The 26,960-nt window shown below is 60.8% G+C and carries 23 protein-coding genes; 11 read left to right on the top strand and 12 right to left on the bottom strand.

What is annotated here, in order from left to right:
• Positions 1 to 100: 100 nt before the first annotated feature.
• Positions 101 to 1,174 carry an endonuclease/exonuclease/phosphatase family protein gene (locus tag QF010_RS26995; protein WP_429511837.1) on the top strand — a complete coding sequence of 358 codons (1,074 nt, stop codon included), beginning with the start codon at positions 101 to 103 and terminating at the stop codon, positions 1,172 to 1,174.
• Positions 1,175 to 1,295: 121 nt separating this feature from the next.
• Here QF010_RS26995 and QF010_RS26990 read toward each other — a convergent pair whose 3' ends face one another.
• From QF010_RS26990 to QF010_RS26970, 5 genes are all read right to left on the bottom strand, one after another.
• Positions 1,296 to 2,132 (bottom strand): ABC transporter ATP-binding protein, encoded by an 837-nt coding sequence (locus QF010_RS26990; protein ID WP_429534273.1) that lies wholly within the window; start codon positions 2,130 to 2,132, stop codon positions 1,296 to 1,298.
• Positions 2,120 to 2,923, bottom strand: a complete 804-nt coding sequence (locus QF010_RS26985) for an ABC transporter permease (protein WP_033054201.1) — start codon at positions 2,921 to 2,923, stop codon at positions 2,120 to 2,122. Before QF010_RS26985 ends, QF010_RS26990 begins: the two co-directional genes overlap by 13 nt.
• A 9-nt stretch (positions 2,924 to 2,932) precedes the next feature.
• Positions 2,933 to 3,919 carry an ABC transporter substrate-binding protein gene (locus tag QF010_RS26980; RefSeq protein ID WP_429534272.1) on the bottom strand — a complete coding sequence of 329 codons (987 nt, stop codon included), beginning with the start codon at positions 3,917 to 3,919 and terminating at the stop codon, positions 2,933 to 2,935.
• 398 nt (positions 3,920 to 4,317) lie between these two features.
• On the bottom strand, positions 4,318 to 5,688 hold the full coding sequence (locus QF010_RS26975) for an aspartate aminotransferase family protein (protein ID WP_033054197.1): 1,371 nt from the start codon (positions 5,686 to 5,688) through the stop codon (positions 4,318 to 4,320).
• Between the two features lie 23 nt (positions 5,689 to 5,711).
• Entirely contained in the window at positions 5,712 to 7,202 is a 1,491-nt protein-coding gene (locus QF010_RS26970) for an aldehyde dehydrogenase (RefSeq protein WP_429534291.1), read from the bottom strand.
• A 225-nt stretch (positions 7,203 to 7,427) separates the two neighbouring features.
• Here QF010_RS26970 and QF010_RS26965 point away from each other — a divergent pair, with 225 nt between their 5' ends.
• Positions 7,428 to 8,348 carry a LysR substrate-binding domain-containing protein gene (locus QF010_RS26965; RefSeq protein WP_008152888.1) on the top strand — a complete coding sequence of 307 codons (921 nt, stop codon included), beginning with the start codon at positions 7,428 to 7,430 and terminating at the stop codon, positions 8,346 to 8,348.
• Positions 8,349 to 8,413: 65 nt separating this feature from the next.
• Here the strand turns inward: QF010_RS26965 and hrpB are convergent, their stop codons facing one another.
• Positions 8,414 to 10,930, bottom strand: coding sequence for an ATP-dependent helicase HrpB (gene hrpB / locus QF010_RS26960; protein ID WP_429534271.1), 2,517 nt, complete (start codon positions 10,928 to 10,930; stop codon positions 8,414 to 8,416).
• A 110-nt stretch (positions 10,931 to 11,040) separates the two neighbouring features.
• On the opposite strand from hrpB, the gene QF010_RS26955 reads away from it, so the two are divergent.
• Entirely contained in the window at positions 11,041 to 11,460 is a 420-nt protein-coding gene (locus QF010_RS26955; protein ID WP_429534270.1) for a polyribonucleotide nucleotidyltransferase, read from the top strand.
• 29 nt (positions 11,461 to 11,489) lie between these two features.
• On the top strand, positions 11,490 to 12,395 hold the full coding sequence (locus QF010_RS26950; RefSeq protein ID WP_033054191.1) for a cation diffusion facilitator family transporter: 906 nt from the start codon (positions 11,490 to 11,492) through the stop codon (positions 12,393 to 12,395).
• Here the strand turns inward: QF010_RS26950 and QF010_RS26945 are convergent.
• Positions 12,380 to 13,396, bottom strand: coding sequence for a DUF6515 family protein (locus tag QF010_RS26945; RefSeq protein WP_429534269.1), 1,017 nt, complete (start codon positions 13,394 to 13,396; stop codon positions 12,380 to 12,382). The two genes, QF010_RS26950 and QF010_RS26945, sit on opposite strands and share 16 nt — an antisense overlap.
• Positions 13,397 to 13,832: 436 nt before the next feature.
• Here QF010_RS26945 and QF010_RS26940 point away from each other — a divergent pair, with 436 nt between their 5' ends.
• Both QF010_RS26940 and QF010_RS26935 read left to right on the top strand, forming a co-directional pair.
• Complete coding sequence (locus tag QF010_RS26940) at positions 13,833 to 14,312, top strand: Lrp/AsnC family transcriptional regulator (RefSeq protein WP_007937367.1); 480 nt, start codon at positions 13,833 to 13,835, stop codon at positions 14,310 to 14,312.
• 149 nt (positions 14,313 to 14,461) lie between these two features.
• Positions 14,462 to 14,671: a DUF2788 domain-containing protein gene (locus QF010_RS26935; protein ID WP_007937369.1), complete on the top strand. Its 210-nt coding sequence runs from the start codon at positions 14,462 to 14,464 to the stop codon at positions 14,669 to 14,671.
• On the opposite strand, the gene QF010_RS26930 is transcribed toward QF010_RS26935, so the two are convergent.
• The 4 genes from QF010_RS26930 to QF010_RS26915 all read right to left on the bottom strand — a co-directional run bounded on the left by QF010_RS26930 (position 14,666) and on the right by QF010_RS26915 (position 21,007).
• Positions 14,666 to 15,307 (bottom strand): pseudouridine synthase, encoded by a 642-nt coding sequence (locus QF010_RS26930; RefSeq protein ID WP_033054187.1) that lies wholly within the window; start codon positions 15,305 to 15,307, stop codon positions 14,666 to 14,668. The genes QF010_RS26935 and QF010_RS26930 overlap by 6 nt on opposite strands.
• A gap of 70 nt (positions 15,308 to 15,377) precedes the next feature.
• Positions 15,378 to 16,877, bottom strand: coding sequence for an AMP nucleosidase (gene amn / locus QF010_RS26925; protein WP_178082220.1), 1,500 nt, complete (start codon positions 16,875 to 16,877; stop codon positions 15,378 to 15,380).
• A 21-nt stretch (positions 16,878 to 16,898) separates the two neighbouring features.
• Positions 16,899 to 18,548 carry an acyl-CoA dehydrogenase family protein gene (locus tag QF010_RS26920; protein WP_429511829.1) on the bottom strand — a complete coding sequence of 550 codons (1,650 nt, stop codon included), beginning with the start codon at positions 18,546 to 18,548 and terminating at the stop codon, positions 16,899 to 16,901.
• 74 nt (positions 18,549 to 18,622) lie between these two features.
• Positions 18,623 to 21,007: a 7TM diverse intracellular signaling domain-containing protein gene (locus tag QF010_RS26915; RefSeq protein WP_429534268.1), complete on the bottom strand. Its 2,385-nt coding sequence runs from the start codon at positions 21,005 to 21,007 to the stop codon at positions 18,623 to 18,625.
• A gap of 324 nt (positions 21,008 to 21,331) precedes the next feature.
• On the opposite strand from QF010_RS26915, the gene QF010_RS26910 reads away from it, so the two are divergent.
• The 4 genes from QF010_RS26910 to QF010_RS26895 all read left to right on the top strand — a co-directional run bounded on the left by QF010_RS26910 (position 21,332) and on the right by QF010_RS26895 (position 24,877).
• On the top strand, positions 21,332 to 22,129 hold the full coding sequence (locus tag QF010_RS26910; protein WP_429534267.1) for a hydroxymethylpyrimidine/phosphomethylpyrimidine kinase: 798 nt from the start codon (positions 21,332 to 21,334) through the stop codon (positions 22,127 to 22,129).
• Between the two features lie 32 nt (positions 22,130 to 22,161).
• Positions 22,162 to 22,785: a thiamine phosphate synthase gene (gene thiE / locus QF010_RS26905; RefSeq protein WP_033054179.1), complete on the top strand. Its 624-nt coding sequence runs from the start codon at positions 22,162 to 22,164 to the stop codon at positions 22,783 to 22,785.
• Positions 22,786 to 22,814: 29 nt separating this feature from the next.
• Entirely contained in the window at positions 22,815 to 24,098 is a 1,284-nt protein-coding gene (gene hemL, locus QF010_RS26900) for a glutamate-1-semialdehyde 2,1-aminomutase (protein WP_429534266.1), read from the top strand.
• 224 nt (positions 24,099 to 24,322) lie between these two features.
• Entirely contained in the window at positions 24,323 to 24,877 is a 555-nt protein-coding gene (locus QF010_RS26895) for a tetratricopeptide repeat protein (protein ID WP_033054173.1), read from the top strand.
• Between the two features lie 170 nt (positions 24,878 to 25,047).
• Here the strand turns inward: QF010_RS26895 and QF010_RS26890 are convergent, their stop codons facing one another.
• Positions 25,048 to 25,377 (bottom strand): DUF1820 family protein, encoded by a 330-nt coding sequence (locus QF010_RS26890; RefSeq protein ID WP_007894425.1) that lies wholly within the window; start codon positions 25,375 to 25,377, stop codon positions 25,048 to 25,050.
• Positions 25,378 to 25,511: 134 nt separating this feature from the next.
• Between QF010_RS26890 and miaB the strand changes: the two genes are divergently transcribed.
• Positions 25,512 to 26,840, top strand: a complete 1,329-nt coding sequence (miaB, locus tag QF010_RS26885; RefSeq protein ID WP_033054384.1) for a tRNA (N6-isopentenyl adenosine(37)-C2)-methylthiotransferase MiaB — start codon at positions 25,512 to 25,514, stop codon at positions 26,838 to 26,840.
• The last annotated feature ends 120 nt before the right edge of the window (positions 26,841 to 26,960 follow it).

Genomic DNA, 26,960 nt, shown 5'->3' with positions numbered 1-26,960 from the left:
GTGTTACGGCTAATTGATGCGCAGGCCGTTTCGCCCTTGGGCTTAAGTCCGACGCTCGGTTATGCTCAGGCTCAACTTTTGTAACGCTATAAGCCGAGCCATGACCCGTCTACTGCGCTACACCCTGCTGGGCCTGTTGACCCTGACCGGCCTGATTGCCCTGATCTACAACCTGACCTGGCGCCCCGAAGCCAAGGAAGCCCTGCCGGTCAGTTGCAACGCCCAGGCACCGACGCTGGTGCCCGGTCAGGCGCTGAAGGTGATGACCTGGAACGTCCAGTACCTGGCGGGAAAGCGCTACGTGTTCTGGAATGACCTGGCGGCCGGCAATGACGAAAAACCCACGCCCGAAGACATGGCCTTCAGCCTCGATGAAGTGGCGCGGGTGATCCGCGACGAGCAACCGGATGTCGTGCTGTTGCAAGAACTCGATGAAGGCGCCAAGGCCAGCGATTACCAAAACCAGTTCAAACTGCTTCAGGAGCGGGTCGCAGACCTGTATCCGTGTAGCGCTCACGCCTTCGACTGGAAAGCCGACTTCGTGCCGGAGCCGCACATCTTCGGCAGCGTCGGCCGGCAGCTGGCCACCCTCAGCCGCTACCAGATCAAACACGCCGAACGCCTGCAGTTACCGGTCGAACCGGCCAACTTCATCACTCGCCAGTTCAAACCGAAAAATGCCTTGATGGTCACGTACCTGCCGTTGAGCGACAGCAGTCAGATAGCGGTGCTCAACACCCATCTGGACCGCGTTATCCCGCCCGACGAAACGCTGCAATCCCAGGTGACGGCCACGGTCAAAGTCCTCGACAAGCTCGAAAGCCGCGGCACGCCGTGGTTGATCGGCGGGGACTTCAGCCTGTTGCCGCTGGGGCAATATCGACGCCTGCCCGACGAGCAACGCACGCCCTACTCCGCCGACAGCGCGCTGCATGTGCTGTGGGACAAATACCCGATGATCCCGACCAACAACGAAGCCAGCGGCATCGACCGGGCGCGGTGGTTGACCCATTACCCGAATGATCCGGGCTTGAACGGCCCGGACCGGACTGTCGACTACCTGTTCTACAGCCCGCGGATCAAACGGGTCGAGGCGACGGTGAGACAGGACGACACCTTGCGGATCTCCGATCACTTGCCGGTGATCGCCCGTTTCCTGCTGCCGGCCAACTGACAACGAGCAACTGTAGGAGTGAGCCTGCTCGCGATGGCGTCGTGTCAGTCGACATCAATGTAGCTGGAACACCGCAATCGCGAGCAGGCTCACTCCTACAGGGATTGGTGCAAGGCTGGCATCAATGCACCTCCTCCAAGTCGTCGTGCAATAGCCCGAAGATCTTGCGTTTCATGTCGATGAACGAGCGCTCCATGACCATGTCCAGGGTCCGTGGGCGTTCGATCGGCACGTCCAGAATCTGCTTGATCCGACCCGGCCGTGCGCCCATCACGTAGACCCGGTCACCCAGCAGAATCGCCTCGTCGATATCGTGAGTCACGAACAACACGGTCTTCTTGCTGTTGCCCCAGACCCGCAACAACAGCTGCTGCATTTGCAGGCGCGTCTGGCTGTCGAGCGCTCCGAAGGGTTCGTCCATCAACAGGATTTGCGGGTCGTTGGCCAACGCTCGAGCAATGGCGACGCGCTGCATCATGCCGCCGGACAGCTGCTTGGCGTAGTTGTCAGCGAACCCGGTCAGGCCCACTTCGTTGACGTAGTAGTCGACGATTTCCTTGCGCTGAGCGGCGGCCATACCGCGACGTTTGAGGCCGAACTCGACGTTCTGCCGCACCGTCAGCCACGGGAACAGCGTGTAGCTCTGGAACACCATGCCGCGATCCGCACCCGGCCCTTGAACTTGCTGGCCCCCGACGTAGATCTCGCCTTCCGTGGGCTCATTCAATCCGGCGGTGAGGTACAGCAGACTCGACTTGCCACAGCCCGAAGGCCCGACCAGTACAGCGAATTGCTGATCCGGCACTTCGAACGACACCTGATCCAGCGCGGTGAACACTCCCCCATCGGGCTTTTGATAGCGAAGGCTGACCTTGTCCACTTGCAGCCGTGGCGCGGCGTGTACCGGCGCAGCCTGTGGCGTGATGAAACGAGGGTTGACGGCGCTTACTGAGCCCATGCGGCGATCCTCAGACGGAGAAAACGGAACAGTTGATCGGTGACCAGGCCCAGCAGGCCGATGATCGCGATTGCCAGGAAAATCACATCCACTTGAAAGCCGCGCATGGCTTTAAGGCTCAAGTAACCCAGACCGCTGGAGGCCGCGACCAGCTCGGCGACCACCAGGTAAGTCCAGGCCCAGCCCATGGTCACGCGCAAGGTGTCGAGCACACCCGGCAACGACGCCGGGGCGATCACATGCAGCACCGCATCGCGACGGTTCGAGCCCAAGGTGTAAGACGCGTTGATCAAGTCCTTGGAGATGCCTTTGGACACATCCGCGATCATCACCAGTTGCTGGAAAAACACGCCGAAGATGATCACCGACACCCGCTGCTCCAGACCGATGCCGATCCACAAGATAAACAGCGGCACGAACGAAGTTACCGGCAGGTAACGGATGAAGTTCACCATCGGTTCAAGGAACGCCTGAACGATACGGAAGCTGCCCATCAGCAACCCCAGCGGCACCGCCACCAGCGACGAGACGATGAAACCGACCATCACCACCTCGACGCTGGCCCACACATGCTGGCCGAGTGTGCCGTCGCGGCTCAGGCGCACGGCGGCCTCGACCACCGCGCCCGGTGTCGGCAGGAACATGCCCGGCACCACGCCGCCGTAAGACAACCCGGCCCACAGGCCGACCAACAACACCCAGGCCAGACCGCTCGCGCTCCAGATCACTGAAACCGGCAAACCGGTCTTGGGCGTGATGCAGCGGCTCAGCCATGAATTGCGCTTGAACATGCAAACCTCCTAGAGCGGGCTGACGAAGCGGTTGTCGATCAGGTCGTCATTGCTGACGTTGTAGGGTTTGCCCTGCAATTCACTGGCGGTCTCGTTGGCCAGTTTGATCAGCGGTTCGCTGTCGCCCGGTTTGCCCGGCGCGCCGAGGAGTTTTTCGCTCATGGCCTGATCGTAGAAGCGCACACCTTGCGCCGCGGCGGCCAGTTCCTTCGGATCGGCGAGGTAACCGCCAACGCCTTTGGCCATGATTTTGTAAGCTTCTTGCGGATGATCCTTGGTGTACTGCACCGCTTTGTACAAACCGGCCACCAACGCCTTGACGTCTTCCGGCTGCTTCTCGATGACCGTGCAGTTGAGCGCGACCACGTCGACAATCACGCCCGGCGTGCTACTGCTGTCGATCAGCACCTTGCCTTGTTGCTTGCTGCGAACCATCGACAGGTGCGGTTCCCACGTCACGGCGGCTGGCACGCGACCGGCGATGAACGCGGTGGCGGCGTCGTCGGCCGTCATGTTCTGCACGGTGATGTCGCTCATTTTCATGCCGTGCTTTTTCAGCAGGTAAGACAGCCAGAACTGCGAAGTCGACCCTTCGTTCACCGCCACGGCTTTGCCTTTCAGCTCCTGCAGACTCTTGATGTCCTTGCCGACCAGAACACCGTCGCCACCATGGCTGTCATCCAATGCAGCTACAGCCTTGAAGCAGAATTGCGGGCGGTACTTGAGCACTTCGTCGATGGTCGACGCCGAGCCCGACAATTCGCCCGAGGCTTGCGCGGCCATGTACATCGAAGCCTCTTCGACGACAGGCAATTCGACGGTCAAACCATTTTCCTTGAAGTAGCCCAGATCCTGAGCCAGGTAGAGCGTGCCGTAGCCGACCCACGTGGTGTGGCCGATAGAGAGGGTGCCGGCCTGGACGCTGGTGGCGACCGTCGCGGCGATGGCGGTGACCGCCAGTGGATGTGCGAAGCGGATAAGCAAGGACTTGATCATGGAGCACTCCCAAAGCTGTTGATTTAGTTTTGTCATGGGCAGTACGGCCAGCGGCCTTGGGTTCGCTGTCACCTGCGGTCTCTGGTGGACTTTTTGGTGGGCAGCGTTCGGCTTGCTGGCGAAGTCGATGTTGGCCCAAGGCCGGGATTAGGAAAATTAGGAAATATGTCGAGGCGAGCGATGAAAAAACTGGGTAGCGTGCGCTGCGAAAGGGCGGGGTTGGCGGGGGTGCACGGGGTGGGTGCAAAAGCCTGGAGAGGTGTGTTGAATGGGTGAAAGCAATCGCGAGCAGGCTCACTCCTACAGGAGTTCTGTGTTGCCCTCTCTACCAAGGTCACACAGATCCAATGTAGGAGTGAGCCTGCTCGCGATAAGGTCCGCAGGACCTTCAGTCAATCTTAAAGTCGGCCGAATTCCTGCGCCGTACGATCAACGGCTTTCAGGGTCTTGCCAACCAGTTCATCAACCTCTTCCCGACTCGCAATCAACGCCGGCGCCATGATCATCCGCCCCAGCGTCGAACGAATAATCACCCCCTCTTCAAACCCAATCGTGCGGCAACGCCAGGCAATATCATTCTCATTGGCAAAGCGCTTGCGACTGGTTTTATCCTCGGCCAATTGCAGCGCCGCCACCATGCCGACACCCTGAATATCGCCCACCAACGGGTGATTGCCGAACACCTCGCGCAAGCACTGTTGCAGGTACGGCCCGATGTCGTCCTTGACCCGCGTCACCACCCCTTCATCGCGCAATGCCGTGAGGTTGGCGATGGCCACCGCCGCCGCTACCGGGTGCCCGGAGTAGGTCAAGCCGTGGGCAAATACCCCGCCCTGCTCCACCAATACCTGAGCCATTTTCTTCGACAGAATCAATCCGCCCATAGGGATGTAACCGGAGGTCAAACCCTTGGCGATCGACAGCGTGTCCGGCTCGAAACCGAAGTGCTCGTGGGCGAACCATTCGCCGGTGCGACCGAAGCCACCGATCACTTCATCAGCGCACAACAGCACGTCGTATTTACGGCAAATCCGCTGAATTTCTGGCCAGTAACTTTCGGGCGGAAAGATCATCCCGCCAGCGCCCTGGAACGGTTCGGCGATGAACCCGGCGACCTTGTCCGCGCCGAGTTCGAGAATCTTCGCTTCCAGTTGCTGCGCCGCCAGCAGGCCAAATTCGGCCGGGGTCAGGTTGCCTTCGTGGGCGAAAAAGTACGGTTCATCGATGTGTTCGATGTCGGGGAGCATGCCGCCCATTTCGTGCATGAACTTCATGCCGCCGAGCGCCGTCGCCGCCAGGGTCGAGCCGTGGTAACCGTTCCAGCGACCGATCATGATTTTCTTCTCGGGCTTGCCAAGAACCTGCCAGTAACGCCGTACGGTGCGGATCAGCACCTCGTTGGCCTCGGAGCCGGAGTTGGTGTAGATCGCGTGGCTGTAGTGCCCTGGCAACAGGCTGAACAGCAGCTCCGACAGCTCGATCACCTGCGGGTGGGTGGTGTGGAAAAACATGTTGTAGTACGGCAGCTGCTCCAGCTGCCGGGTCGCGGCGGCAGCCAGGTCCTTGCGCCCGTAACCGAGGTTGGTGCACCACAGCCCGGACATGCCATCGAGGTAACGCCGACCATCGTTGTCCCACAAATGCAGACGCTCGCCACGGACCATCACCCGAGGCCCTTCATCGTTGAGCGCTTTTTGATCGACGAATGCGTGGATGTGGTGCGCAGCATCGGCGGCCTGGTAGTCGCGGGTTTCACGTGGTGTGGTCATCGCCAGTTCTCCGTTTCTTGTTGTTATCGCAATTGAAACCAGGTGGTCTTCAACTGGGTGTATTTATCGAATGAGTGCAGCGACAGGTCGCGGCCGAAACCGGATTGTTTGCCGCCGCCGAAAGGCACGGTCACGTCCAGCGCATCGACGCTGTTGACCGACACCGTGCCGGCTCGCAATTGCCGCGCCACGCGGTGGGCGCGGTTGAGGTCGTCAGTCCACAGCGACGCGGCCAAACCGTAGACGCTGTCGTTGGCCAGTTGCAAGGCGTGGGCCTCGTCATCGAACGCCGTGACCGCCAGCACCGGGCCGAACACTTCATCGTGAAACAGCGGCATGTCCGGGCTCACACCGGTGAAAATCGTCGGCTGAATGAAGTTATCGGAGCCGTTGAACATCGACTGTCGACCGCCACAAACTTTCGTCGCGCCTTGGCGTTCGGCCTGCTGGATGAACGTCATGATGCGCGCGGTCTGGCGGCTGTCGACGATTGCGCCGGCGCGGCTCGACGGGTCCAGCGGATCACCCGGTTGCCAACGTTCGGCGTGCGCCTTGAGACGCTCGACGAACTCGTCATGAATCGAACGCTCCACCAGCAGGCGCGAGTTGGCCGAGCAGACTTCGCCTTGATTGAAGAAGATCCCGAACGCGGCTTTCTCGGCGGCCAGATCCAGGTCCTGACAATCAGCGAACACCAGATTGGCGCTCTTGCCGCCGCACTCCAGCCACACCTGTTTCAGGTTGGATTGCGCCGAGTACTGCATGAAATATTTGCCCACTTCGGTGGAACCGGTGAACACCAGACAATCGACGTCCGGGTGCAGACCGAGGGCTTTGCCAGTCTGCTCGCCGAGCCCCGGCAGCACGTTCAGCACGCCTGCTGGCAGGCCGGCTTCCAGCGCCAGCGCAGCCAGACGCAGGGCGGAAAACGGTGACTGCTCGGCCGGTTTTAGAATCACCGAATTACCCGCCGCCAACGCGGGTGCGAGTTTCCAGGCGGCCATGTCCAGCGGGAAATTCCAGGGCACCACGGCCGCAACCACGCCCAGCGCTTCGCGGGTGATGGTCGCCAGCACGTTCTGTGCGCTCGGGGCGATCTGGTCATAGAGTTTGTCGAGGCTTTCGGCGTACCAGCGAAACACCCCGGCGGCGCCCGGTACGTCGATGTTGTAGGCGTCCATCACCGGTTTGCCCATGTTCAACGAATCGAGCAATGCCAGTTCTTCACGATGGGTCATGATCAGATCGGCCAGGCGCAACAGCACTTGCTTGCGTTCACTCGGCGAACGCGTTGACCAGGTTCCGGCCTCGAACACGTGCCGCGCATTGCGCACTGCTGCGTCCACGTCTTCATCGCCGCACGCGGCCACGTTGGCCAGGCACTGGCCGGTGGCCGGATTGATCGCGGCGAAGGTTTGCCCCGACTGCGCCGCACGGGGTTTGCCGTCGATCACGGCTTGATCGGGAAACCGCAGCGCAGCGGCTTTGTTTTGCCAGAATGTAAGCTCGAACACGTTCAGATGCTCCATGGGCTTTTCTTGTGATTGGATGGTGGCCCAGCCCCGTGTCCACGAAAAATAGTAAAAATGTTTTCGCAGACCATGAAAAAACTGGGCAGCCAATCTCCCCGGTGGCGCGGTATGTGGTTATTGTTCAAGCACAACAACACCGTCGTCAGAACGGATGCAGTCGGCGCGAAAATTGCCTGGATGTCGAAATCATCCACCCCGAGGTTTGCCGTGGCTGCCTACAACCTGCGTCAATTGAAGTACTTCATCACCACCGTCGAATGCGGCAGCGTCGCCGAGGCGTCGCGCAAGCTGTACATCGCCCAGCCGGCGATCTCCACGGCGATCAAAGGCCTGGAAGACAGCTTCGGCGTGCAACTATTGATCCGTCATCACGCCCAAGGTGTGTCCTTGACCCCCAGCGGCGCGCGCTTCTATCGCAAAGCTCAGGAACTGCTTCGTATGGCCAAGGAGTTCGAACAGAACGCCCTCGCCGACAACGACGTGGTGGCCGGGCAAATCGATATCGGTTGCTTCGAGACGGTCGCGCCGCTGTACCTGCCGCAACTGATTGCCGGGTTCTCGGCGCTGTATCCGGGGGTGAAAATCCGCATCCGCGACGGCGAACAGCAAGAACTGGTGCAAGGCCTGACCTCGGGCACCTTCGACCTGGCGATCCTCTATGAGCACGATCTCGACGCCACCATCCAGACCGAACCACTGATGCCGGCGCAACGGCCTTATGCGTTGCTGCCGGCGGATCACCGCTTTGCCCAACTCAAGCAAGTGTCGCTGCGTGACCTGTGCCTGGAGCCGATGATTCTGCTGGACGTGCAACCGAGCCGGACCTACTTCGTCAGCCTGTTCGAAGAGTTGGGGCTGACGCCGAACATTGCCTTCAGCTCACCGTCAATCGAGATGGTCCGGGGCATGGTCGGGCAAGGCTTCGGCTTCTCGATCCTGGTCACCCGGCCGCATTCGGAGTGCACCTATGACGGCCAGAAAGTGGTGTGCGTGGACATCGTCGAAGACATCACCGGCTCAGGGTTGGTGGCGGCGTGGCTCAAGCGCGGGCAGTTGACCAAACCGGCGCAGTTGTTTGCCGATTATTGTCGGGAGCAGTTGACCGCGAAGGCTGCTACCAGGCCTTAATGCCTGGCACAACTGTTGAGCCAGTCGAACCCCCCTCGCCACAGGTTTGTGTTCGATCTTAGCGATTATTTACGAGGTTTGATCCGCGCGGTTGCCTCGGCCACCAGCGGATCATCCGGCCAGTAGTGCTTCGGATACCGCCCCTTCAAGTCCTTCTTCACCTCGGCATACGTGCTGCGCCAGAAGTTCGCCAGGTCCTGGGTCACTTGCACCGGCCGTCGCGCCGGGGACAGCAAATGCAACTTCACCACCTGCCGGCCACCGGCAATCCGTGGGGTCTCGGCCAGGCCGAACAACTCCTGCAACCGCACCGCCAGAATCGGCGGCTGCTCACTGTAGTCCAGACGAATCGATGAACCCGACGGCACGCTCAAATGATGCGGCGCCAGCTCATCTAGCCGTTGCGGCAGCGGCCACGGCAACAGGTTATGGACGATGCTCGACAGGTCCAGATTGGCGAAGTGACTGAGCCGCGAGACTTTGCCCAGATACGGCATCAGCCAATGTTCGAGGCTTTTGAGCAGGGCGGCGTCGCTGACATCCGGCCATTCACTCTGCTCTTTGCTGCTGAGGTCCAGCTGTCGCAGCAACGCCACTCGCGCTTGCCACTGGCGCAGCTCCGGAGTCCACGGCAACAGCTCCAGACCTTTGCGTCGCACCAGATTGACCAGCGCCTGACTGCGAGCGGTCTCATCGAGTCCGGTCAACGGCTCGCGGCTGAGGATCAATTCACCGACCTTCCGCTGACGCTCGGCGCGCAACACGCCTTCGCGCTCGTCCCAATCCAGTTGATCGACCACGCGCACTTGCTCGGCCAACACTGAATCGAACAGCGCCGGATCGAAATCCGCCGCCAGATAAATGCGTTCTTCACGCTGACCCTGACGGCTGCCGAGATCGGCGATCACCAGCCACGGTTGCTTCATCAAACTGTCGGCTTCGGCGAACAACGCTGCGCGACCGTTGGCCAGGCGATACTCCGCGCCACCGGCACGACGCTGCTGGGCAACGCGGTCGGGATAGGCCAACGCCAGCAACGCACCGAGCCAACGCGGATGATCCGGATCGCTGACCGGTTCCGACGCTTTACCCCGCAGGTAGCCGCGATATTGCCGCGCCAGTTGCCGGGCACGTTGCACGCCACCCTGAGCACCGCGTGCGGCGCGTTCTTCGCCGGACAACAGCACCAATCGGCTGTGCAGATCCGCCCCAGCGCCACGCAAAATATCCCGTTCACCGAGCAATGCCGCGACATCGCAGGCCATGTCGGCCAAGCCAAGCGCCTGACCGCGCAACAGCAAATGCGCGATACGTGGATGCGCCGGCAGTTCGGCCATGGCCTGACCGTGACGGGTCAGCGCTTCACCGTCCAATGCACCCAGGCGCTCAAGCAAGTCCTGAGCCTGTGCATAAGCGGCGGCTGGTGGTACGTCGAGCCACACCAATTGCCCCGGTGTCACGCCCCAGCGGCCGAGCTGCAACGCTAACCCGGCAAGATCGGCCGAGAGGATTTCCGCGCTGGCGTAGGCCGCCAATTGTTCATGCTGATCCTGCGACCACAACCGATAACACACACCCGGTTCCAAACGCCCTGCCCGGCCTGCGCGCTGAGTGGCGCTGGCTTTGGAAATACGCTGAGTATCGAGACGGGCCATGCCACTGCCCGGGTCGAAACGCGGCACCCGCGCCAACCCGGCATCGATCACCACGCGTACGCCATTGATGGTCAGGCTGGTCTCGGCGATGTTGGTCGCCAGCACCACTTTGCGTTTGCCGGCGGGGGCCGGATCAATCGCCGCACGTTGGGCGGCGAGGTCCAGTTCACCGTGCAACGGGCAGAGCAGAACCTGCGTGCTCTCGCCCAGTGCATCGGCCAGTTGTTGATGTACCCGACGGATTTCCGCCTGCCCCGGCAGGAACACCAGCACGCTGCCGGTTTCATCATTCAGTGCTTCGAGAATGGTCTGCACCAGACGCGGCTCGATGAATTCACCCGATTGAAACGGCCGACCCCAGCGCATCGCCACCGGGTACATGCGGCCTTCGCTGCGCAGGATCGGCGCGTCATCGAGCAACCCGGCCAGGCGTTCGCCTTCCAGCGTTGCCGACATCAACAGGATTTTCAGCGGTTGGTCGTCACGAAACAGCTCCCGGCCATTCAGGCTCAAGGCCAGCGCCAGATCGGCGTCGAGGCTGCGCTCGTGGAATTCGTCGAAGATCAGCAGGCCAACGCCTTCGAGCGCCGGGTCATCCTGCAAGCGTCGGGTCAGTATCCCTTCGGTGACCACTTCGATGCGGGTGTTGGGGCCGACTTTGCTGTCAAGACGAATGCGATAACCGACGGTTTCGCCGACCTTCTCGCCCAGCTCACTGGCCAGACGCTCCGCTGCCGCCCGCGCAGCCAAACGGCGCGGTTCAAGCATCAGAATGGTCTGCCCGGCCAACCAGGGCTCGTTGAGCAAGGCCAGCGGCACGCGGGTGGTTTTACCGGCGCCGGGCGGTGCTTCGAGCACGGCTTCGTGGCGTGTAGCCAAGGCTTCACGCAGGGCGGGTAAAACTTCATCAATCGGCAAAGAAATCATGCTGGCTCCCAAACAGAGGGCCGAGTATAACGGCGAACTGCTTGTCGCTCGTTGCTGTCCTAATTCATATCGACGACGCTTCGTTTTCCAGATGACTCAGGAGATTTCATATGCGTGTTCCCTTTCGCTTGATTGGCGGTGTATTGGTCGCGACGTTGTTGACCCAGGTGACCGCTTGCGGATCGATTTTCTACCCTGACCGTCGCGGTCAGATTGACGGCAAGATCGACCCGGCCATCGCCGCGCTCGATGCCATGGGCTTGCTGTTCTACATCATCCCCGGCCTGATCGCGTTTGCCGTGGACTTCGCCACTGGCGCAATTTACTTCGCACCCGGCGAGACCGCCCAGGTGGCCCCGGAAAAACTTAAGGAAGCCATCGGCGCCGACGGCAAGGTCGATAACCACAAGTTGCAGACTATTCTCGAAACCGAACTGGGCCGCAGCTTCCCGCTGGATGACCCACGCCTGATCCAGCACAAGGGCAGCGCCCAGCAACTGGCCATGTTCGGTCTGCAACCAGCCGCGTAAACCGTGCACTTAAAGGAATAGCCGCACTTATGATCTCCAGCTCCGAACACGCCCGCCTGCTGCGGCTGGCGACCCGTGCCTCGGTGGCGGTGGCGTGCACGTTGATCGTCGCCAAAGCCATCGCCTGGTGGTTGAGTGGGTCGGTGAGCATGCTCGCCGGGTTGACCGACTCGACCCTCGACGGCGTCACCTCGCTGCTCAACCTGCTCGCTGTGCATTACGCCTTGCGCCCGGCCGACGATGATCATCGGTATGGACACGGCAAGGCCGAGTCGTTGGCGGGCATGGCTCAGGCGTTGTTCATTGGCGGCAGTGCGGTGCTGATTGCCTTGCAGGCGATTGATCGACTGAAACACCCGGAACCGGTGGGAGCGCCGTGGATCAGCATCGGGGTGATTGTGTTTTCCCTGGCGCTGACCCTGGCCCTGCTGATGTTGCAACATCGGGTCGTCAAGGCGACCGGCTCCAACGCGGTGCGCGCCGACTCCCTGCATTACCGCTCGGACATGCTGCTCAACGGCAGCATTCTGGTGGCGCTGGTGCTCGCCGGGTTTGGCTGGCATCAGGTCGACCCTTGGTTCGGGTTGGGGATTGCCGCCTACATTTTTTGGAGCGCGATTCAGATCGCCCGAGAGAGCTTTATGGTGCTGATGGATGAAGAACTGCCCTCGGACGTCAGCCAGCACATGCTCGAACTGGCCTGCAGCGTACCGGGAGTATTGGGGGCGCACGACCTGCGTACGCGGGTTTCCGGCAACCAGTGGTTCGTGCAGTTGCACCTGGAATTGCCGGGGGATCTGACCCTGTCAGTCGCTCACGGCATCAGCGACCAAGCCGCCGATGCCATTCATGCCGCGTACCCGCGAGCCGAAGTGCTGGTGCACGCCGACCCGCAGGAAGCGGTACTGGCAGGCAGGGATCAGAAAGAAACCTGATAACCGCGACTGCTCAGGCAGTTGCCCTGGGCCTGACGGTAGGCTTGCACCACCGACGGGTCTGGCTGGTAGGTGGCCGTTCGCGGATCGAAGCCACTCTGCTGCACCGCGTATTGATAGCACTCGTAACCGTCCTGGTTGACCTGCTCTGGCGACTGGCCGTTGGCCGGATACGCCACCACGTCATAACCATTGCTGACCGGTTGCGGTTGCACGGGCGGTTCGACCACGACGTAATCCTGAGTGCTTTCCTGATAGGCGTAATAAGAACCGGCCGCCAGGAACAACAGCGCACCGCCGATCCACACTTCGCGCGCGTAATCCGGCAAGTAGCTGACACGAATCCCGCGTGGCGGCTGAACCACCACGTAACGCGGGCCTTGTGGGCGATACCAGTAGCCGCCGGAGTAGAAGTAATCCTGACCACGGTACGGCACACGGTAATCACGGTCGGGGAAGCGATCGATCACATGACCGGGACGATACTGCGGACCAGGTCCCCAGCCATTGCCATGCCCATCCGGGCGACCGGCCCAGCGATGGTCATCGGGACGCGGGCCGTTGTTCTGCCAATGCTGGTTGTAATCGTTGCGCCGCGGGACGTCCTGGTAGTAACCACGCTGCGGCTGCTGGGTCTGGCGCACAGTGTCGGGCCGACCCTGAATCGGCAGGTCGTTGGCCGGTAACTGCGGCGGTGGCGGCGGCGAGCGAACCGGATTGTTGTAATCGTGCTGCGGCCGGGGCTGGTTCTGCCACTGGCCGTTGTTCTGATTCTGGCCGTTGTGCTCGAACTGACGGCTGTTGTCGCCACGAATGATGTCGTTATTCTGCGCACGCGGCTGGTTATTGCCGCCGTGGCCCTGATTGTTTCCCTGGTGGCCATCCGACCCGCGTTGCCCGCCATCGGGGCCACGGTTTTGCGGCTCATCGGCCAGCGATTGCGCAGTGACACTTACACACAGCAAACCAACACCGGCCAAACGCCAGATGCGCGACTTCATGCTTTTCCTCACTGCGGGTTAGGGCCTGTACGTAAGACTGGGAAAGCTCAGGCCGGTTCTGCAACAGGTTATCAGTCACGCAACTTATTTATTGAGGGCAGTCGGCAAATTCCGGGCAAAAGAAAAGGGAGACCCGTCGGCCTCCCTTTAGAGAACTTCGTCCGTGCTCGACGCTTATGACGTCGGCTCACCTCACGCCGTCTTCTGGACAGTGTGTAGCTCGGGGGCCGACACATCCCCTGTGGGGGTGGCGACCGCAGCTGGCCTGATTGGGCGAGCCGCTGTGGACTGTTTGTCCGAGCAGTGATTCTGGTGATAAGAATAGGCTCGCGGCGCCGGCAGAGGATTGCGAAGATTGCTCAAATAAACATCACTTGCGCAATTTTTAACCCTGGATAGATAATCCACCGCAATAGTTATGACAAAGGCCTGATTGATGAGCAAACTCGACCGATACGACCTGAGCATTTTGGCGGAATTGCAGCGTGACGCGCGCATCTCCAACCAGGAGCTGGCCGAACGCATCGGCCTGTCCCCCTCGCCATGCTCGCGGCGGGTCAAGCAACTGGAGGACGACGGTTACATCTCCCGCCAGGTGGCCCTGCTAGACCGCAAGATGCTTGGCCTGAGCCTGACGGCTTACGTGTTGATAGGCATGGACCGGCATACGCCAGAGCGGTTCGAGAACTTCGAAGCGGCGATTCGCACGTTACCGCAGGTGCTGGAATGCAGCCTGGTGACCGGGATGGATGCGGACTATCAGCTCAAGGTGGTGGTGCCGGACATGGACCACTATCAAAAGTTGCTGCTGGGACATCTGACCCGGATTGAAGGGGTGACGAGTGTGCGGTCGAGTTTTGTGTTGAATCAGGTGCTCAACAGTACTGAGTTGCCGCTGACTCACCTGCGCAGCTGAGACCAGTTTCTGTAGATCAGTAGGAGCTCCTACAAGGGTAGAGCCATGCGACGAATAGCTGCGACACACTGCCGCAGGTCAATACTTCGCCAATCCCCCATGCCGTATACTCCAGCGCCTTTTACCCCCGCCAGCGCTGGAGATGTCCGATGGATCCTGCAGTATTCGAAGAGTGGATGATGACTGGACTGGTCAGCATCCTGATCATTTTCATGGGTTTTATCGTCTGGGATCTGGCGAAGAAATCCAAGGCCGGACGCTTTGGCTCGTTCATCCTGTTCTTTGTACTGGGTCTGGGCGTGGCCGCGTTCGTGATCAAAAGCGTGGTCATCGGCCTGATCGAATCCGGCACGTTATAAACGCGCCGGCACTTCCTTCCACTGGCCCTGATCGAGCCCTTCGATCGACCAGTCGCCGATTCTGACCCGCACCAGACGCAACGTCGGCAAGCCGACCGCCGCGGTCATGCGCCGTACCTGGCGGTTGCGCCCTTCGCGAATCACCAATTCCAGCCAGCTCGTCGGCACGCTTTTGCGAAAGCGTACGGGCGGGTTGCGTGGCCACAGCTCAGGTTCTTCAAGCTGTCGAGCTTCAGCCGGGAGCGTCATGCCATCGTTCAGCTCCACGCCATCGCGCAAGCGTTGCAACTGCTCGGCGCTCGGCTCGCCTTCCACTTGCACCCAATAGGTCTTGGCCAGTTTGTGTTTCGGGTCGGCAATCCGCGCCTGAAGCTGGCCGTCGTTGGTCAGCAGCAGCAAACCTTCGCTGTCGCGGTCCAGACGTCCTGCCGGGTAAATGCCGGGGATCTCGATGTAATCCTTGAGCGTCGCCCGCCCTTCGCCGTCGCTGAATTGCGTCAGCACATCAAAAGGCTTGTTGAACAGAATCAGCTTCGGTTCGGCCGGTGGCGCTTTGGCGACACGGCGCGGGGCTGAGGACGATGGCGCAGGCTTCACGCCAGGGCGGCGGGAAACGGGACGTTGGGGACGAGACATGGGAAAAGGAACATCTAACGGTCAGGGCTGCTAATGCTAGTGCCCTGACCGCTAAATGACCATCTCGCAATCAGCGGAACGGCGGCTCGTCGAAGCTGCGCAGTTTGCGCGAGTGCAGCGAGTTGAGTTCGGTGCGCAACAGATCCACCGCCTCGATACCGATCTTCAAGTGCTGGCTGACCGCACGCTCATAGAAGGCGTTGGCCGAACCCGGCAGTTTGATTTCGCTGTGCAACGGTTTGTCCGAAACACAGAGCAACGTGCCGTACGGAACCCGCAAGCGATAACCTTGCGCCGCGATGGTGCCGCTTTCCATGTCCACCGCCACGGCGCGAGACAGATTGATCAGCGGACGCTCCTGAGCCCAGCGCAATTCCCAGTTACGGTCGTCGTAGGTCAGCACGGTGCCGGTGCGCAGGCGTTTTTTCAGTTCGTCGCCCTTCTCACCGGTGATATTGGCCGCCGCTTGCTGCAACGCCATCTGCACTTCGGCCAGGGCCGGAATCGGAATATTCGGCGGCACGACCCGATCGAGAATCCCGTCGCGGCGCATGTAAGCGTGCGCCAGCACGTAATCGCCAATCGTCTGTGACTGACGCAAACCGCCACAGTGCCCGATCATCAGCCAGCAATGCGGACGCAGCACCGCCAGGTGGTCGGTGATGTTCTTGGCGTTGGACGGGCCGACGCCGATGTTCACCAGGGTCACGCCGTGGCCGTCGCTGGCGATCAGGTGATAGGCCGGCATCTGATAGCGGTGCCAAACCACACCGGCGGCAATCGCCGAGGCTTCGCCGTGGTCCATGCTCTTTTCGATGATCACGTTGCCCGGCAAGACCATGCGCACGAAACGCGGATCGCTGCGCAACTGTTCCAGACCATGGACGATGAACTGGTCAACGTAGCGGTGGTAGTTGGTCAGCAGAATCCATGGCTGCACATGACGCCAGTCGCTGCCGGTGTAATGCACCAGACGGCGCAGGGAGAAGTCCACCCGCGCGGCGTCGAACAAGGCCAACGGCAGCGGGTCGGTGTTTTCCCAATCGTACAGGCCGTCGGCAATACCGTCGGTCGCGGCCGACAAGTCGGTACTGGGGAACACCCGCGCCAGCACGGCCGCAGTCACGCCGGAGCCCGCCAGCTCATCGCCCTGCTCGACCACGTACGGATAAGGAATGTTTTGCTGGCTGATGCCGACTTCCACGGTCACGGTGAAGTCGTGCATCAACGGCACGAGTTGCTCCAGCAAGTACTTACGGAAAGCCGCCGGATGGGTGACGGTGACGCTGTAAGTCCCCGGCAACTGAACCTTGGCGTAGGCGCGAGTGGTCTGTGGGACTTCGCCCTGGCAAAGGTAGGTCAGACGCAATTCGGGATAACGAAACATCGCACGCTGTTCGGCGTCCGGTTCGACTCGATCCTTGAGGTAACGCTTGAGCGCCTGGTTCAGCGCGGTGGTTGCACGATTGTGCAAGAGCGCAAGCCGGTCCACGGCTTGCTCGGCGGTTTGAACGACAATAAAAGCTTCGGTCACGATCAGCATCCTGTGTTCTGACTTGCAGGCCTTCATCTTGCCTGCAAGTCAGCGCGATCAGAAGCCCTGTGGTGTCGACCGGGCAACAATCGCTTCCACATCCAGCCCACGTGGCAACGCGCCATACACCCGACCGGCCGAACCGAGGCGGCTGGCGATGAAGGCTTCGCTGACGGTGGAGTTGCCCGCTTCCAGCAACAGCTTGGCCTGAAGGCCCAAGGCGATGTCTTCGGTGAGCTGCCGCGCACGATATTGAATGTCGCGGGTGTCCTTGAACGCGGCCTGCAATTGAGTGATGTGTGCGGCCAGACGTTTGTTGCCATGACCATCGCCCAATTCGCTGAACAATACGTCAAGCACACCCGGTTCCTTCGACAACGCTCGCAACACGTCGAGGCATTGCACGTTGCCGGAACCTTCCCACGTCGAATTGACCGGTGCCTCACGGTACAACCGCGGCAGGATGCTGTCTTCGACATAACCGGCGCCGCCCATGCATTCGGCAGCTTCGTTGATCATCCCGGGCGCGCGCTTGCAGATCCAGTACTTGCCCACCGCCGTGACCAGCCGAGCGAATTTGGCTTCATGCTCGTCATCCAGATGATCCAGCGCCCGGCCCATGCGCAGGCTCAAGGCCAGGGCGGCTTCGCTTTCCAGGGCCAGGTCGGCCAGGACGTTCTGCATCAAGGGTTGTTCGCTGAGTAGTTTGCCGCCGACCTTGCGGTGGGCGCAGTGATGGCTGGCCTGGGTCAGGGCCTGGCGTATCAGCGAACTGGAACCGACCATGCAATCGAAGCGGGTCATGGCGACCATTTCGATGATGGTCGGAACGCCCCGCCCTTCCTCGCCGACCATCCACGCCAGCGCACCACGGAACTCCACTTCGCTGGAAGCGTTGGAGCAATTGCCAAGTTTGTTCTTCAGGCGCTGTATGTAGAACTGATTGCGCGTGTCATCCGGGCGATGGCGCGGCAGCAGGAAACAGGTCAAACCCTTGTCTGTCTGGGCCAGGGTCAGGAAGGCATCGCACATGGGTGCCGAACAGAACCACTTGTGGCCCACCAGTTCATACGCCTGCCCCGGACCACTGGCACCGACCGGAAAAGCCTTGGTGGTGTTGGCCCGCACGTCGGTGCCACCCTGTTTCTCGGTCATGGCCATGCCGATGGTGACCCCGGCCTTGTGGGCCATGCCGACGTTGCGCGGGTCGTATTCGGTAGAGAGGATTTTCGGCAGCCACTGCTCGGCCAGGTCCGGTTGCAGACGCATCGCTGGAACGCTGGCGAAGGTCATGGTCAGCGGGCAACCACTGCCGGCTTCGGCCTGGCTGTGCAGGTAGGTCATGGAGGCGCGGGCGACATGAGCGCCGGACTGCGGATGCGCCCAGGGCATTGAGGTCAAACCGTGTTCGACCGCGGTGCGCATCAACTCGTGATACGCCGGGTGAAACTCCACCAGATCGATGCGATGGCCGTAACGGTCATGGCTGCTGAAAACCGGCTTGTTCTGATTGGCCAGGAACCCCGCTTCCATCAGCGGCCCGCCGGCCAGTGCACCGTAAGCGTCGATCCGCGACTCGGCCCACCCGGCCCCGAAACGCCGCGACCACTCCTGCAACGGCAGGTCGATGCGATACAGGTTGGCGCCGTCCAGCGACGGTGGCTGGTTGGTGACTTCGTGGGTTTCGGCGAACTGATGCAGGTTCATGACGGGGCTCCTTTGGTCAGCCAAGTGACTTCAGTTAAGCACCGCCCCTTGACCGAACAAAGTGTCATATCCGCCTAACTGTCGGCGCTTTCACCCTGTCTTGGGCACAGCACCCGGCGATAGAGCGCTGCCTGCAAGTCCTCGAATTTCACCGGTTTGCTCAGGTAATCGATCAAGGCACCTGTCGGGCAGCGTTCCCGATCAATGCTCAAGGCAATCACGAATACCGGCAGTTCGCCGCAGCCCGGCAACGCGCGGATCTGGCAACAGAGGGACGTGCCACCCAGAGATGGAAGCTGGCCATCGAGCAATACCGCATCGAAGGTTTCGCGCTGCAAGTGATCGATCGCGCCAGCCCCGTTGTCGGCGGTGCGAACCCGGAAGCCCAGCTTGAGCAACATGCCACGCATCACCAACTGATTGATGCTGTTGTCATCAACCAGCAGGACGGTGCAGTCCTGAGGCAGCCGCAAACGAGGAAACTCCCGGGTCATCAAGGGCACTGACGGCCGCTCGACCACAGGCAATTCGAACTCGACGTCGAGCTGGAAGCGGCTGCCGCGACCGAGCTCGGAGCGGTGAGTCAGTTTTCCACCGAGCAATTCGACCAGTTGCCGACAGATCGCCAGGCCGACGCCCAGACCGCCGTATTCACGGGTCATCGAGCCATCGAGCTGGAAGAACCGCTGATACAGCGTCGCCTCCCCCAGATCGGTGAAGCCGATGCCGGTGTCGATCACCGCAAAGGACAGGGCCAGTCGGTCGGGCGCCACGGGTTTACCCGTCACCCGCAGCGCCAGTCCGCCGATCCGAGTGAACTTGATCGCGTTATCCAGCAGGCATTCCAGGCATTGCGCCAACTTGGCGCTGTCGCCGTTCAAGCGATCCGGCAGCCCCGGCGTGACCTCGACTTTGAAGTCCAGCGACTTGCTCATCGCATTGCCCTCGAACTGCAGGCGCAAAGCCTCGACCACGCCGCGCAAACTGAAAACGGCCGGATAGGTCTTGAGCTTGCCGGCCTGCAATTCGGTCAGGGTGAGGATGCCGTTGACCATGCGCATCATGTCTCGCGCCGAACCGGCGGCCGTTTGCTGGTATTGCTCCAGCTCCGGGTCCATCTCGACGGTCTGCATCAGTTCCAGCGAGCCGATCACACCGTTCATGGGTGTGCGCAATTCGTGGGTCAGCGTGGCGAGGAATTCGTCCTTGAGCTTGTTACTGCGAGCCAGTTGCTGGTTCAGCACTTCAAGCGTTTGACCGGCATCGAACAAGGTCTGCGCCTGTTGCTCGCGCATGGCGTTGATGCGATCGGCCAGCGCCAGGGACAGCAGCGCCACCTCTATTGCCGAGCCAATCTGGCTGGAATACATGGTCAGGAACACGTTTGGCAGGTAACCCAGCACCATCAGGGTGTTGACGATGCCGCCGAGTAAAAACGCCGACCAGGCAATGATGAAATAACGCGCCACTCGCAGGCCACGCAGCCAGGCGAAAATCCCTGCGGCAAAAATCACCACGGTGAAGGTCAGTGCCAGCGCCGTCGCCAGGCGCAGGGCCAGCGCGTAACTGGTCATCAACGACAACCCGACCACCACCGCGCTAAACGCAATCAACGCCAGCAACAAGCGGTCGAGCCAACGACTGTGGGTTGCCGTCTGCAAGAAGCTGCGCGCGAACTGGCTGCCGAACAGGCCTGCGCAACCGATGAAAAACGGCGTCGCGGCGTTGGCCCACCAGGGATTGTTCGGCCAGAAATATTCCACGGCCGCGCCGTTCACTGACAGCTGATACAAGCCGAACGAGGCGATATAGAAGATGTAATAGAGGTAGCTGGTATCGCGCACGCTGAGATAGATGAACAGGTTGTACACCAGCATCCCCAGCAACACGCCGTAGATCAGCCCCAGCACATAGAGTCGGACCGGTTGCGCTTCCAGGTAAGCAGTGCTCGACCATAGGGTGACCGGCGCCTGGATCGACCCTTCACTTTGCAGGCGCAGGTACAGGGTTTGCGCTTGGTCAGGGGTGAAGTTCAGATCGAACAGGTAGTTGTTCTGGCGGATTTCGCGACTGTCGAACGGTAAGGCATCGCCGGTCTGACGTGCCAGTTGATAGCCACCGGCCGCATCGGGCAAATAGAGATCAATGTGATCAAGGGGCGGATAGGCCAGTTCGAGCAACCAGGTGCGTTGCACCGCGGGGTTGTTCGGACGGTAATGCAGATCGATTTTCAGCCAGAACACTGAACGCGAGTAACCGGCGTTGAGGGTGGCTTTGTCGTGGGGCTTGAAGTTTCCGGCCGCGGCTTGTGCACGGACATCGGCGATGGTCGCCTGACCGCCCGCGTCTTCGAACACTTGCAAGGTTCGGCCCAGGGGAAGGCTTTGAGTGAACTCGTCGAATTCGACTGCACTCGCCATGAGGGGCAAGCACAACAGCAACATCAGCAAATAGCGCATTTAAGCCCCAGCGTGGCCTGTCCGGTTATCTCAGGAAGCCCCTCATTCCTTTTGAGTAGACGTAAAACCGGTATTACCTGTTATTCGTTTGGATCCACTCTAGCATAGCCGTTGGTGGCCATTGAACACCATTGAAATTTTTCCTACAAAGGCTCTAGCACGGGCGTTCCAGCTGAATACATTGGTCTAGAGCTGTTTCGCCGGTCAGATTGTGACAATGCCGAACTTCTGTGGCGAGGGAGCTTGCTCCCTCGCCACAATGTATCGGCAAACCTGACGGTCACTGCCCCCGAAAAACAATGTTTGGTGGTAAGCTCGCGCACCATGAATATCTACAGCTCTCGCCCCGTTGTCCTCTGTCTCTCCGGCCACGACCCAAGTGGTGGCGCCGGCTTGCAGGCAGATATCGAAGCCCTGCTCGCTCAGGGTTGTCATGCGGCCCCGGCCGTCACCGCCCTGACCGTGCAAGACACGGTCAACGTCACTGACTTCCGCGTCCTCGACCGTGAGTGGGTGTTGGCCCAGGCCAATGCCGTGCTCAACGATTCCGAAGTCGCTGCCGTCAAACTGGGCATGCTCGGTTCCCTGGAAATGGTCGACACCGTGGTCGAACTGTTGTCGGCACACCCGCATTTGCCGGTGGTCTGCGACCCGGTGCTGCGCGCCGGTGGCGGCGGACGCCTGGGCAAGGACGAAGTCGGCTACGCCATGCGCGAGCGCCTTCTGCCTCTGTCGATCATCGCCACTCCAAACCTTCCCGAAGCCCGCATCCTCGCCGAACTGCCCGAAGGCACCGCGGACGAGTGCGCTGAAAAACTCCTGCCATTCGTCAAACACCTGCTGATCACCGGCGGCCATGGCGATGAACACGAAATCCACAATCGCCTGTACAGCCGCGACGGTCACCGCGAAACCTTCACCTGCCAGCGCTTGCCCGGCAATTATCACGGCTCCGGTTGCACGCTGGCCAGCGCCCTCGCCGGTCGTCTGGCCCTCGGCGAAAACCTCGCCAGTGCCGTGCAGACCGCGCTTAACTACACGTGGCGCACCCTGCGTGATGCAGAGCAGTTGGGCAAAGGCCAGTTCGTGCCGCGCCGCCTGCCGCTGGATTTCTGTTCGTAACTGTCCATGCGTAAAGCAAAAAGGATTGCCCGATGAAGCTACGTGGCCTGTACGCCATTACCGATAGCCAACTGCTGGCAGGTAAATTTCTTTCGTACGTGGAGGCGGCGCTGGAAGGCGGCGTCACCCTGCTGCAATATCGCGACAAGAGCAGCGACGAGGCCCGTCGCCTGCGCGAGGCCGAAGCCTTGCGCGATCTGTGCGAACGCTACAAAACCCAACTGATCATCAACGACGATGCCGAACTGGCCGCACGCCTGAACGTCGGCGTGCACCTGGGCCAGACCGATGGCCCGCTGACCCCGGCCCGCGCATTGCTCGGTCGCAAGGCGATCATCGGTTCGACCTGCCACGCGCAACTCGAACTCGCCGAGCAAGCGGCCAAGGAAGGCGCCAGTTACGTCGCCTTCGGTCGTTTCTTCAACTCCAACACCAAACCCGGCGCGCCGACTTGCAGCCTCGAATTGCTCGACCAGGCCCGCAGCAAACTGCACCTGCCGATCTGCGCGATTGGCGGCATCACCTTGGAAAACGCTGCGCCACTGGTGGCCCACGGGGTTGATCTGCTGGCGGTGGTGCATGGCCTGTTTGGCGCCGAGAGCACGGCTGAAGTGACACGCCGCGCCCGCGCATTTAACGAATTGCTTCATATTTAGAAAGCTAGTCTGACTTTGAGAGCCAAATCATGTCTCGTTCCGAAACGCTGTTTGCCAATGCCCAGAAACACATTCCCGGAGGCGTGAACTCGCCTGTTCGCGCCTTCAAAAGCGTGGGCGGCACGCCGTTGTTCTTCAAACACGCGGAAGGCGCCTACGTCACCGACGAAGACAACAAGCGTTATGTGGATTACGTCGGATCCTGGGGGCCGATGATTCTCGGCCACAGCCACCCCGACGTGCTGGACGCCGTACGCAAACAGCTTGAGCACGGATTGTCCTACGGCGCGCCGACCGAGATGGAAACCCAGATGGCTGATCTGGTCTGCTCGATCGTGCCGTCGATGGAAATGGTGCGCATGGTCAGCTCCGGCACCGAAGCGACCATGAGTGCGATCCGTCTGGCCCGTGGTTTCACCGGCCGCGACAGCATCATCAAGTTCGAAGGTTGCTACCACGGTCACTCCGACAGCCTGCTGGTCAAGGCCGGCTCCGGCGCCCTGACCCAAGGCGTGCCGAGCTCGGCCGGCGTGCCGGCGGCCTTTGCCAAACACACCCTGACCCTGCCATTCAACGACATCGACGCCGTAGCTACCATGCTCGCCGAAGTCGGCCAGGATGTGGCGTGCATCATCGTCGAGCCAGTGGCCGGCAACATGAACTGCGTACCGCCGGCGCCAGGTTTCCTCGAAGGCCTGCGCACCCTGTGCGACAAGCATGGCGTGGTACTGATTTTCGACGAAGTCATGACTGGTTTCCGTGTCGCCCTCGGCGGTGCACAAGCCCACTACGGCGTGAATCCAGACCTGACCACCTTCGGCAAAATCATCGGTGGTGGCATGCCGGTTGGCTGCTTCGGCGGCAAGCGCGAAATCATGTCGCACATCGCGCCACTGGGCCCGGTCTATCAGGCGGGCACCTTGTCGGGTAACCCGCTGGCCATGGCTGCCGGCCTGACGACCCTGCGCCTGATCAGCCGCCCGGGTTTCCACGCAGAGTTGACTGACTACACCAGTCGCCTGCTCGATGGCTTGCAACAGCGCGCCGATGCGGCGGGCATTCCGTTCGTGACCACACAGGCCGGCGGCATGTTCGGCCTGTACTTCAGCGGTGCCGACGAGATCGTGACCTTCGATGACGTGATGGCCAGCGACGCCGCTCTGTTCGGGCGCTTCTTCCACCTGATGCTCGAAGGCGGCGTGTACCTGGCGCCTAGCGCCTTCGAAGCCGGCTTCACCTCGATCGCCCACGGCGAAACCGAGCTGAAACTGACGCTGGATGCCGCCGAGCGCGCATTTGCTGCATTGAAATAACGCTGTGTCGCTGACGTTGGCGATTGCCAGCGTCAGCTTTCACCTGCATTCCCGCCCTTATTCCTACGCCTCTGCTCAAAATTCCCAGCAAAGTGGGCGATATATTCCCCGCGCAGCAGAAAAACGAGTAAAGACTTTGTAAGGTTGGCCCTGCTTATTTCATAATGCGCGCTTATTGGATCCCTCGATGGGTCCACGCGCCCTTCAGAGGTAAGTCGATTCCCATGAACCGCACCGGCCGCGCCCTTGCATTGGGCTGCCTGTTGCTCCTTCAGCCCCTGCTCGCGCTCGCACAAGCAGGCGGCAACTCGTTGTTAATCCCAGCGATGGGTCGTTGCACCCTCAATACTCAGCCGCAAGATCTGGCGCAGGCTCTCGCCGCCTGCCAGAAAGCGTCGGATGAAGGGGATGCGCAAGCGCAATACGAGTTGGGTGAGTTCTACTACGACGGCAAAAATACGCCGCGCGACCTCAAAAAAGCCCTGGGCTACTTCGAAAAGGCCTCGCTGCAAGGCCATGCTCAGGCGCAATTCAAACTCGGCTCCATGTTCTTCCACGGCGAAGGCGTACCGGCCAATAACGTTCAAGCGTATATCGTGCTGAAAATGGCTGCGGTCAATGGCGCTGAAGAAGCGTTGGACACCGCCGACGAAGTCGCGGAGAAAATGCCCCGCGAAGAACTTGAAGTGGCGACCCAGGTGCTGGGGCAAATCTTCCGCAAGTATCTGATGGAATTGCAGAGCGCCGATGGGCGTACGCCGTTCTCACCCCTTCCCTGAATCCTGCTAACAACCTGGTGGGCTTTTGTGGCGAGGGAGCTTGCTCCCGCTGGGGCGCGAAGCGGCCCTGAGTCCTGCAATCACAGTCTGTCAGGCACACCGCATTCTTCGGTTTTACGACTGCTTCGCAGCCGAGCGGGAGCAAGCTCCCTCGCCACAGTGTCTGCTGCTTACTTCTCAGGCATCGGCATCGGAAACGGCATGACATTGCCGACCGCGCCGCGGGCTTCGCTGATTTTCGGCGTACCGAGGCGCTCGACTTCGTCGATCCGCACGATCGAATGCATCGGCACAAAGCTGCGCACAACGCCTTCGAACTGAGCCTTGAGCTTCTCTTCGCTCGGATCGACGACCACTTGCGTGCGCTCGCCAAAGACGAACTCTTCCACTTCCAGGAAGCCCCACAGATCACTTTGATAGATCTGCTTGGCATACATTTCGTACACCTGGCCCTGGTTGAGGAAAATCACCTTGTAGATTGGAGCTTCACGTTTGGTCATGGTGGGCGAGCAACACATCGGGGATAAAAATGAGGGCGCGAACTATAGCATAGCCACCGGACGCACAGCGGTAGGAACCTTGGGTCATGTTCCCTATAATGCGCGGTTCTTTGAATCACGTGATGACTCTTTCCATGGCCAAGAAGCTTTACATCGAAACCCACGGTTGCCAGATGAACGAGTACGACAGCTCGCGCATGGTCGATCTGCTGGGCGAACATCAGGCCCTGGAAGTCACCGCTCGCGCTGAAGATGCCGACGTGATCCTGCTCAATACCTGCTCGATCCGCGAACGCGCCCAGGACCGGGTGTATTCCCAGCTCGGTCGCTGGCGCGAACTGAAACTGGCCAACCCGGACATGGTCATCGCCGTCGGCGGTTGCGTGGCCAGCCAGGAAGGCGCGGCTATCCGCGACCGCGCACCGTACGTGGACGTGGTCTTCGGCCCGCAGACCCTGCACCGCCTGCCGGAAATGATCGACGCCGCCCGCGCTACCAAACTGCCGCAAGTCGACGTCTCGTTTCCGGAAATCGAAAAGTTCGACCACTTGCCCGAGCCCCGCATCGACGGCCCAAGCGCCTACGTGTCGGTCATGGAAGGCTGCAGCAAGTACTGCACGTTCTGCGTGGTGCCTTACACCCGCGGCGAAGAAGTCAGCCGCCCCTTCGATGACGTGATCGCCGAGATCATCCACCTGGCTGAAAACGGCGTGCGCGAAGTGACTCTGCTGGGGCAGAACGTCAATGGCTATCGCGGGACCACTCATGACGGTCGTTTGGCTGACCTGGCCGAACTGATCCGCGTCGTCGCCGCCGTCGATGGCATCGACCGCATCCGCTACACCACCTCACACCCGCTGGAGTTCTCCGACAGCCTGATCCAGGCCCACGCCGACGTGCCGGAACTGGTCAAACACCTGCACTTGCCGGTGCAATCGGGCTCGGACCGGATCCTGGCGGCGATGAAGCGCAACCACACCGCGCTGGAATACAAATCCAAACTGCGCAAGCTGCGGGCCGCTGTGCCGGGAATTTGCATCAGCTCCGACTTCATCGTTGGCTTCCCGGGCGAGACCGAAAAAGACTTCGAACAGACCATGAAGCTGATCGAAGACGTCGGCTTCGACTTCTCCTACTCGTTCGTCTATAGCCAGCGCCCCGGTACTCCGGCTGCCGACCTGGCCGACGAAACGCCGGAAGCGCTGAAAAAAGAACGCCTGAACGCCCTGCAACATCGCCTGAACCAGCAAGGCTTCGAGATCAGCCGACAAATGGTCGGTTCGATCCAGCGGATCCTGGTGACCGATTATTCGAAAAAAGACCCCGGCGAACTGCAAGGCCGGACCGAGAATAACCGCATCGTCAATTTCCGCTGCGACAATCCCACGCTGATTGGGCAGTTCGCCGATGTGCGCATCGACGCCGCCCAGCCGCACTCGCTGCGGGGCTCGTTGATCCAATAACACCCCATTACCCTGCGGGAGCGAGCTTGCTCGCGATTACGGTCTGACATTCAACATATAAGTCGTCTGTCATGCCGCCATCGCGAGCAAGCTCGCTCCCACAGGGGACGGTGTTTGAGC

The sequence above is a fragment of the Pseudomonas silensiensis genome (assembly GCF_050434865.1).
Lineage (GTDB): Bacteria > Pseudomonadota > Gammaproteobacteria > Pseudomonadales > Pseudomonadaceae > Aquipseudomonas > Aquipseudomonas fluorescens_W.
The sequence above is the reverse complement of the archived record's forward strand: the minus strand, read 5'-3'. Positions and strand labels throughout refer to the sequence as shown.

What these genes read in the sequence shown, in the direction of transcription:
- QF010_RS26910 (WP_429534267.1), top strand. Translation starts at nt 21,332, where the DNA reads ATGAATATCTACAGCTCTCGCCCCGTTGTCCTCTGTCTCTCCGGCCAC.
- QF010_RS26950 (WP_033054191.1), top strand. Translation starts at nt 11,490, where the DNA reads ATGATCTCCAGCTCCGAACACGCCCGCCTGCTGCGGCTGGCGACCCGT.
- QF010_RS26990 (WP_429534273.1), bottom strand. Translation starts at nt 2,132, where the DNA reads ATGGGCTCAGTAAGCGCCGTCAACCCTCGTTTCATCACGCCACAGGCT.
- QF010_RS26980 (WP_429534272.1), bottom strand. Translation starts at nt 3,919, where the DNA reads ATGATCAAGTCCTTGCTTATCCGCTTCGCACATCCACTGGCGGTCACC.
- QF010_RS26940 (WP_007937367.1), top strand. Translation starts at nt 13,833, where the DNA reads ATGAGCAAACTCGACCGATACGACCTGAGCATTTTGGCGGAATTGCAG.
- QF010_RS26985 (WP_033054201.1), bottom strand. Translation starts at nt 2,923, where the DNA reads ATGTTCAAGCGCAATTCATGGCTGAGCCGCTGCATCACGCCCAAGACC.
- QF010_RS26895 (WP_033054173.1), top strand. Translation starts at nt 24,323, where the DNA reads ATGAACCGCACCGGCCGCGCCCTTGCATTGGGCTGCCTGTTGCTCCTT.
- QF010_RS26995 (WP_429511837.1), top strand. Translation starts at nt 101, where the DNA reads ATGACCCGTCTACTGCGCTACACCCTGCTGGGCCTGTTGACCCTGACC.
- hrpB (WP_429534271.1), bottom strand. Translation starts at nt 10,930, where the DNA reads ATGATTTCTTTGCCGATTGATGAAGTTTTACCCGCCCTGCGTGAAGCC.
- thiE (WP_033054179.1), top strand. Translation starts at nt 22,162, where the DNA reads ATGAAGCTACGTGGCCTGTACGCCATTACCGATAGCCAACTGCTGGCA.
- QF010_RS26955 (WP_429534270.1), top strand. Translation starts at nt 11,041, where the DNA reads ATGCGTGTTCCCTTTCGCTTGATTGGCGGTGTATTGGTCGCGACGTTG.
- QF010_RS26915 (WP_429534268.1), bottom strand. Translation starts at nt 21,007, where the DNA reads ATGCGCTATTTGCTGATGTTGCTGTTGTGCTTGCCCCTCATGGCGAGT.
- QF010_RS26945 (WP_429534269.1), bottom strand. Translation starts at nt 13,396, where the DNA reads ATGAAGTCGCGCATCTGGCGTTTGGCCGGTGTTGGTTTGCTGTGTGTA.
- QF010_RS26920 (WP_429511829.1), bottom strand. Translation starts at nt 18,548, where the DNA reads ATGAACCTGCATCAGTTCGCCGAAACCCACGAAGTCACCAACCAGCCA.
- QF010_RS26975 (WP_033054197.1), bottom strand. Translation starts at nt 5,688, where the DNA reads ATGACCACACCACGTGAAACCCGCGACTACCAGGCCGCCGATGCTGCG.
- QF010_RS26935 (WP_007937369.1), top strand. Translation starts at nt 14,462, where the DNA reads ATGGATCCTGCAGTATTCGAAGAGTGGATGATGACTGGACTGGTCAGC.
- hemL (WP_429534266.1), top strand. Translation starts at nt 22,815, where the DNA reads ATGTCTCGTTCCGAAACGCTGTTTGCCAATGCCCAGAAACACATTCCC.
- QF010_RS26890 (WP_007894425.1), bottom strand. Translation starts at nt 25,377, where the DNA reads ATGACCAAACGTGAAGCTCCAATCTACAAGGTGATTTTCCTCAACCAG.
- QF010_RS26930 (WP_033054187.1), bottom strand. Translation starts at nt 15,307, where the DNA reads ATGTCTCGTCCCCAACGTCCCGTTTCCCGCCGCCCTGGCGTGAAGCCT.
- miaB (WP_033054384.1), top strand. Translation starts at nt 25,512, where the DNA reads ATGGCCAAGAAGCTTTACATCGAAACCCACGGTTGCCAGATGAACGAG.
- amn (WP_178082220.1), bottom strand. Translation starts at nt 16,877, where the DNA reads ATGAAGGCCTGCAAGTCAGAACACAGGATGCTGATCGTGACCGAAGCT.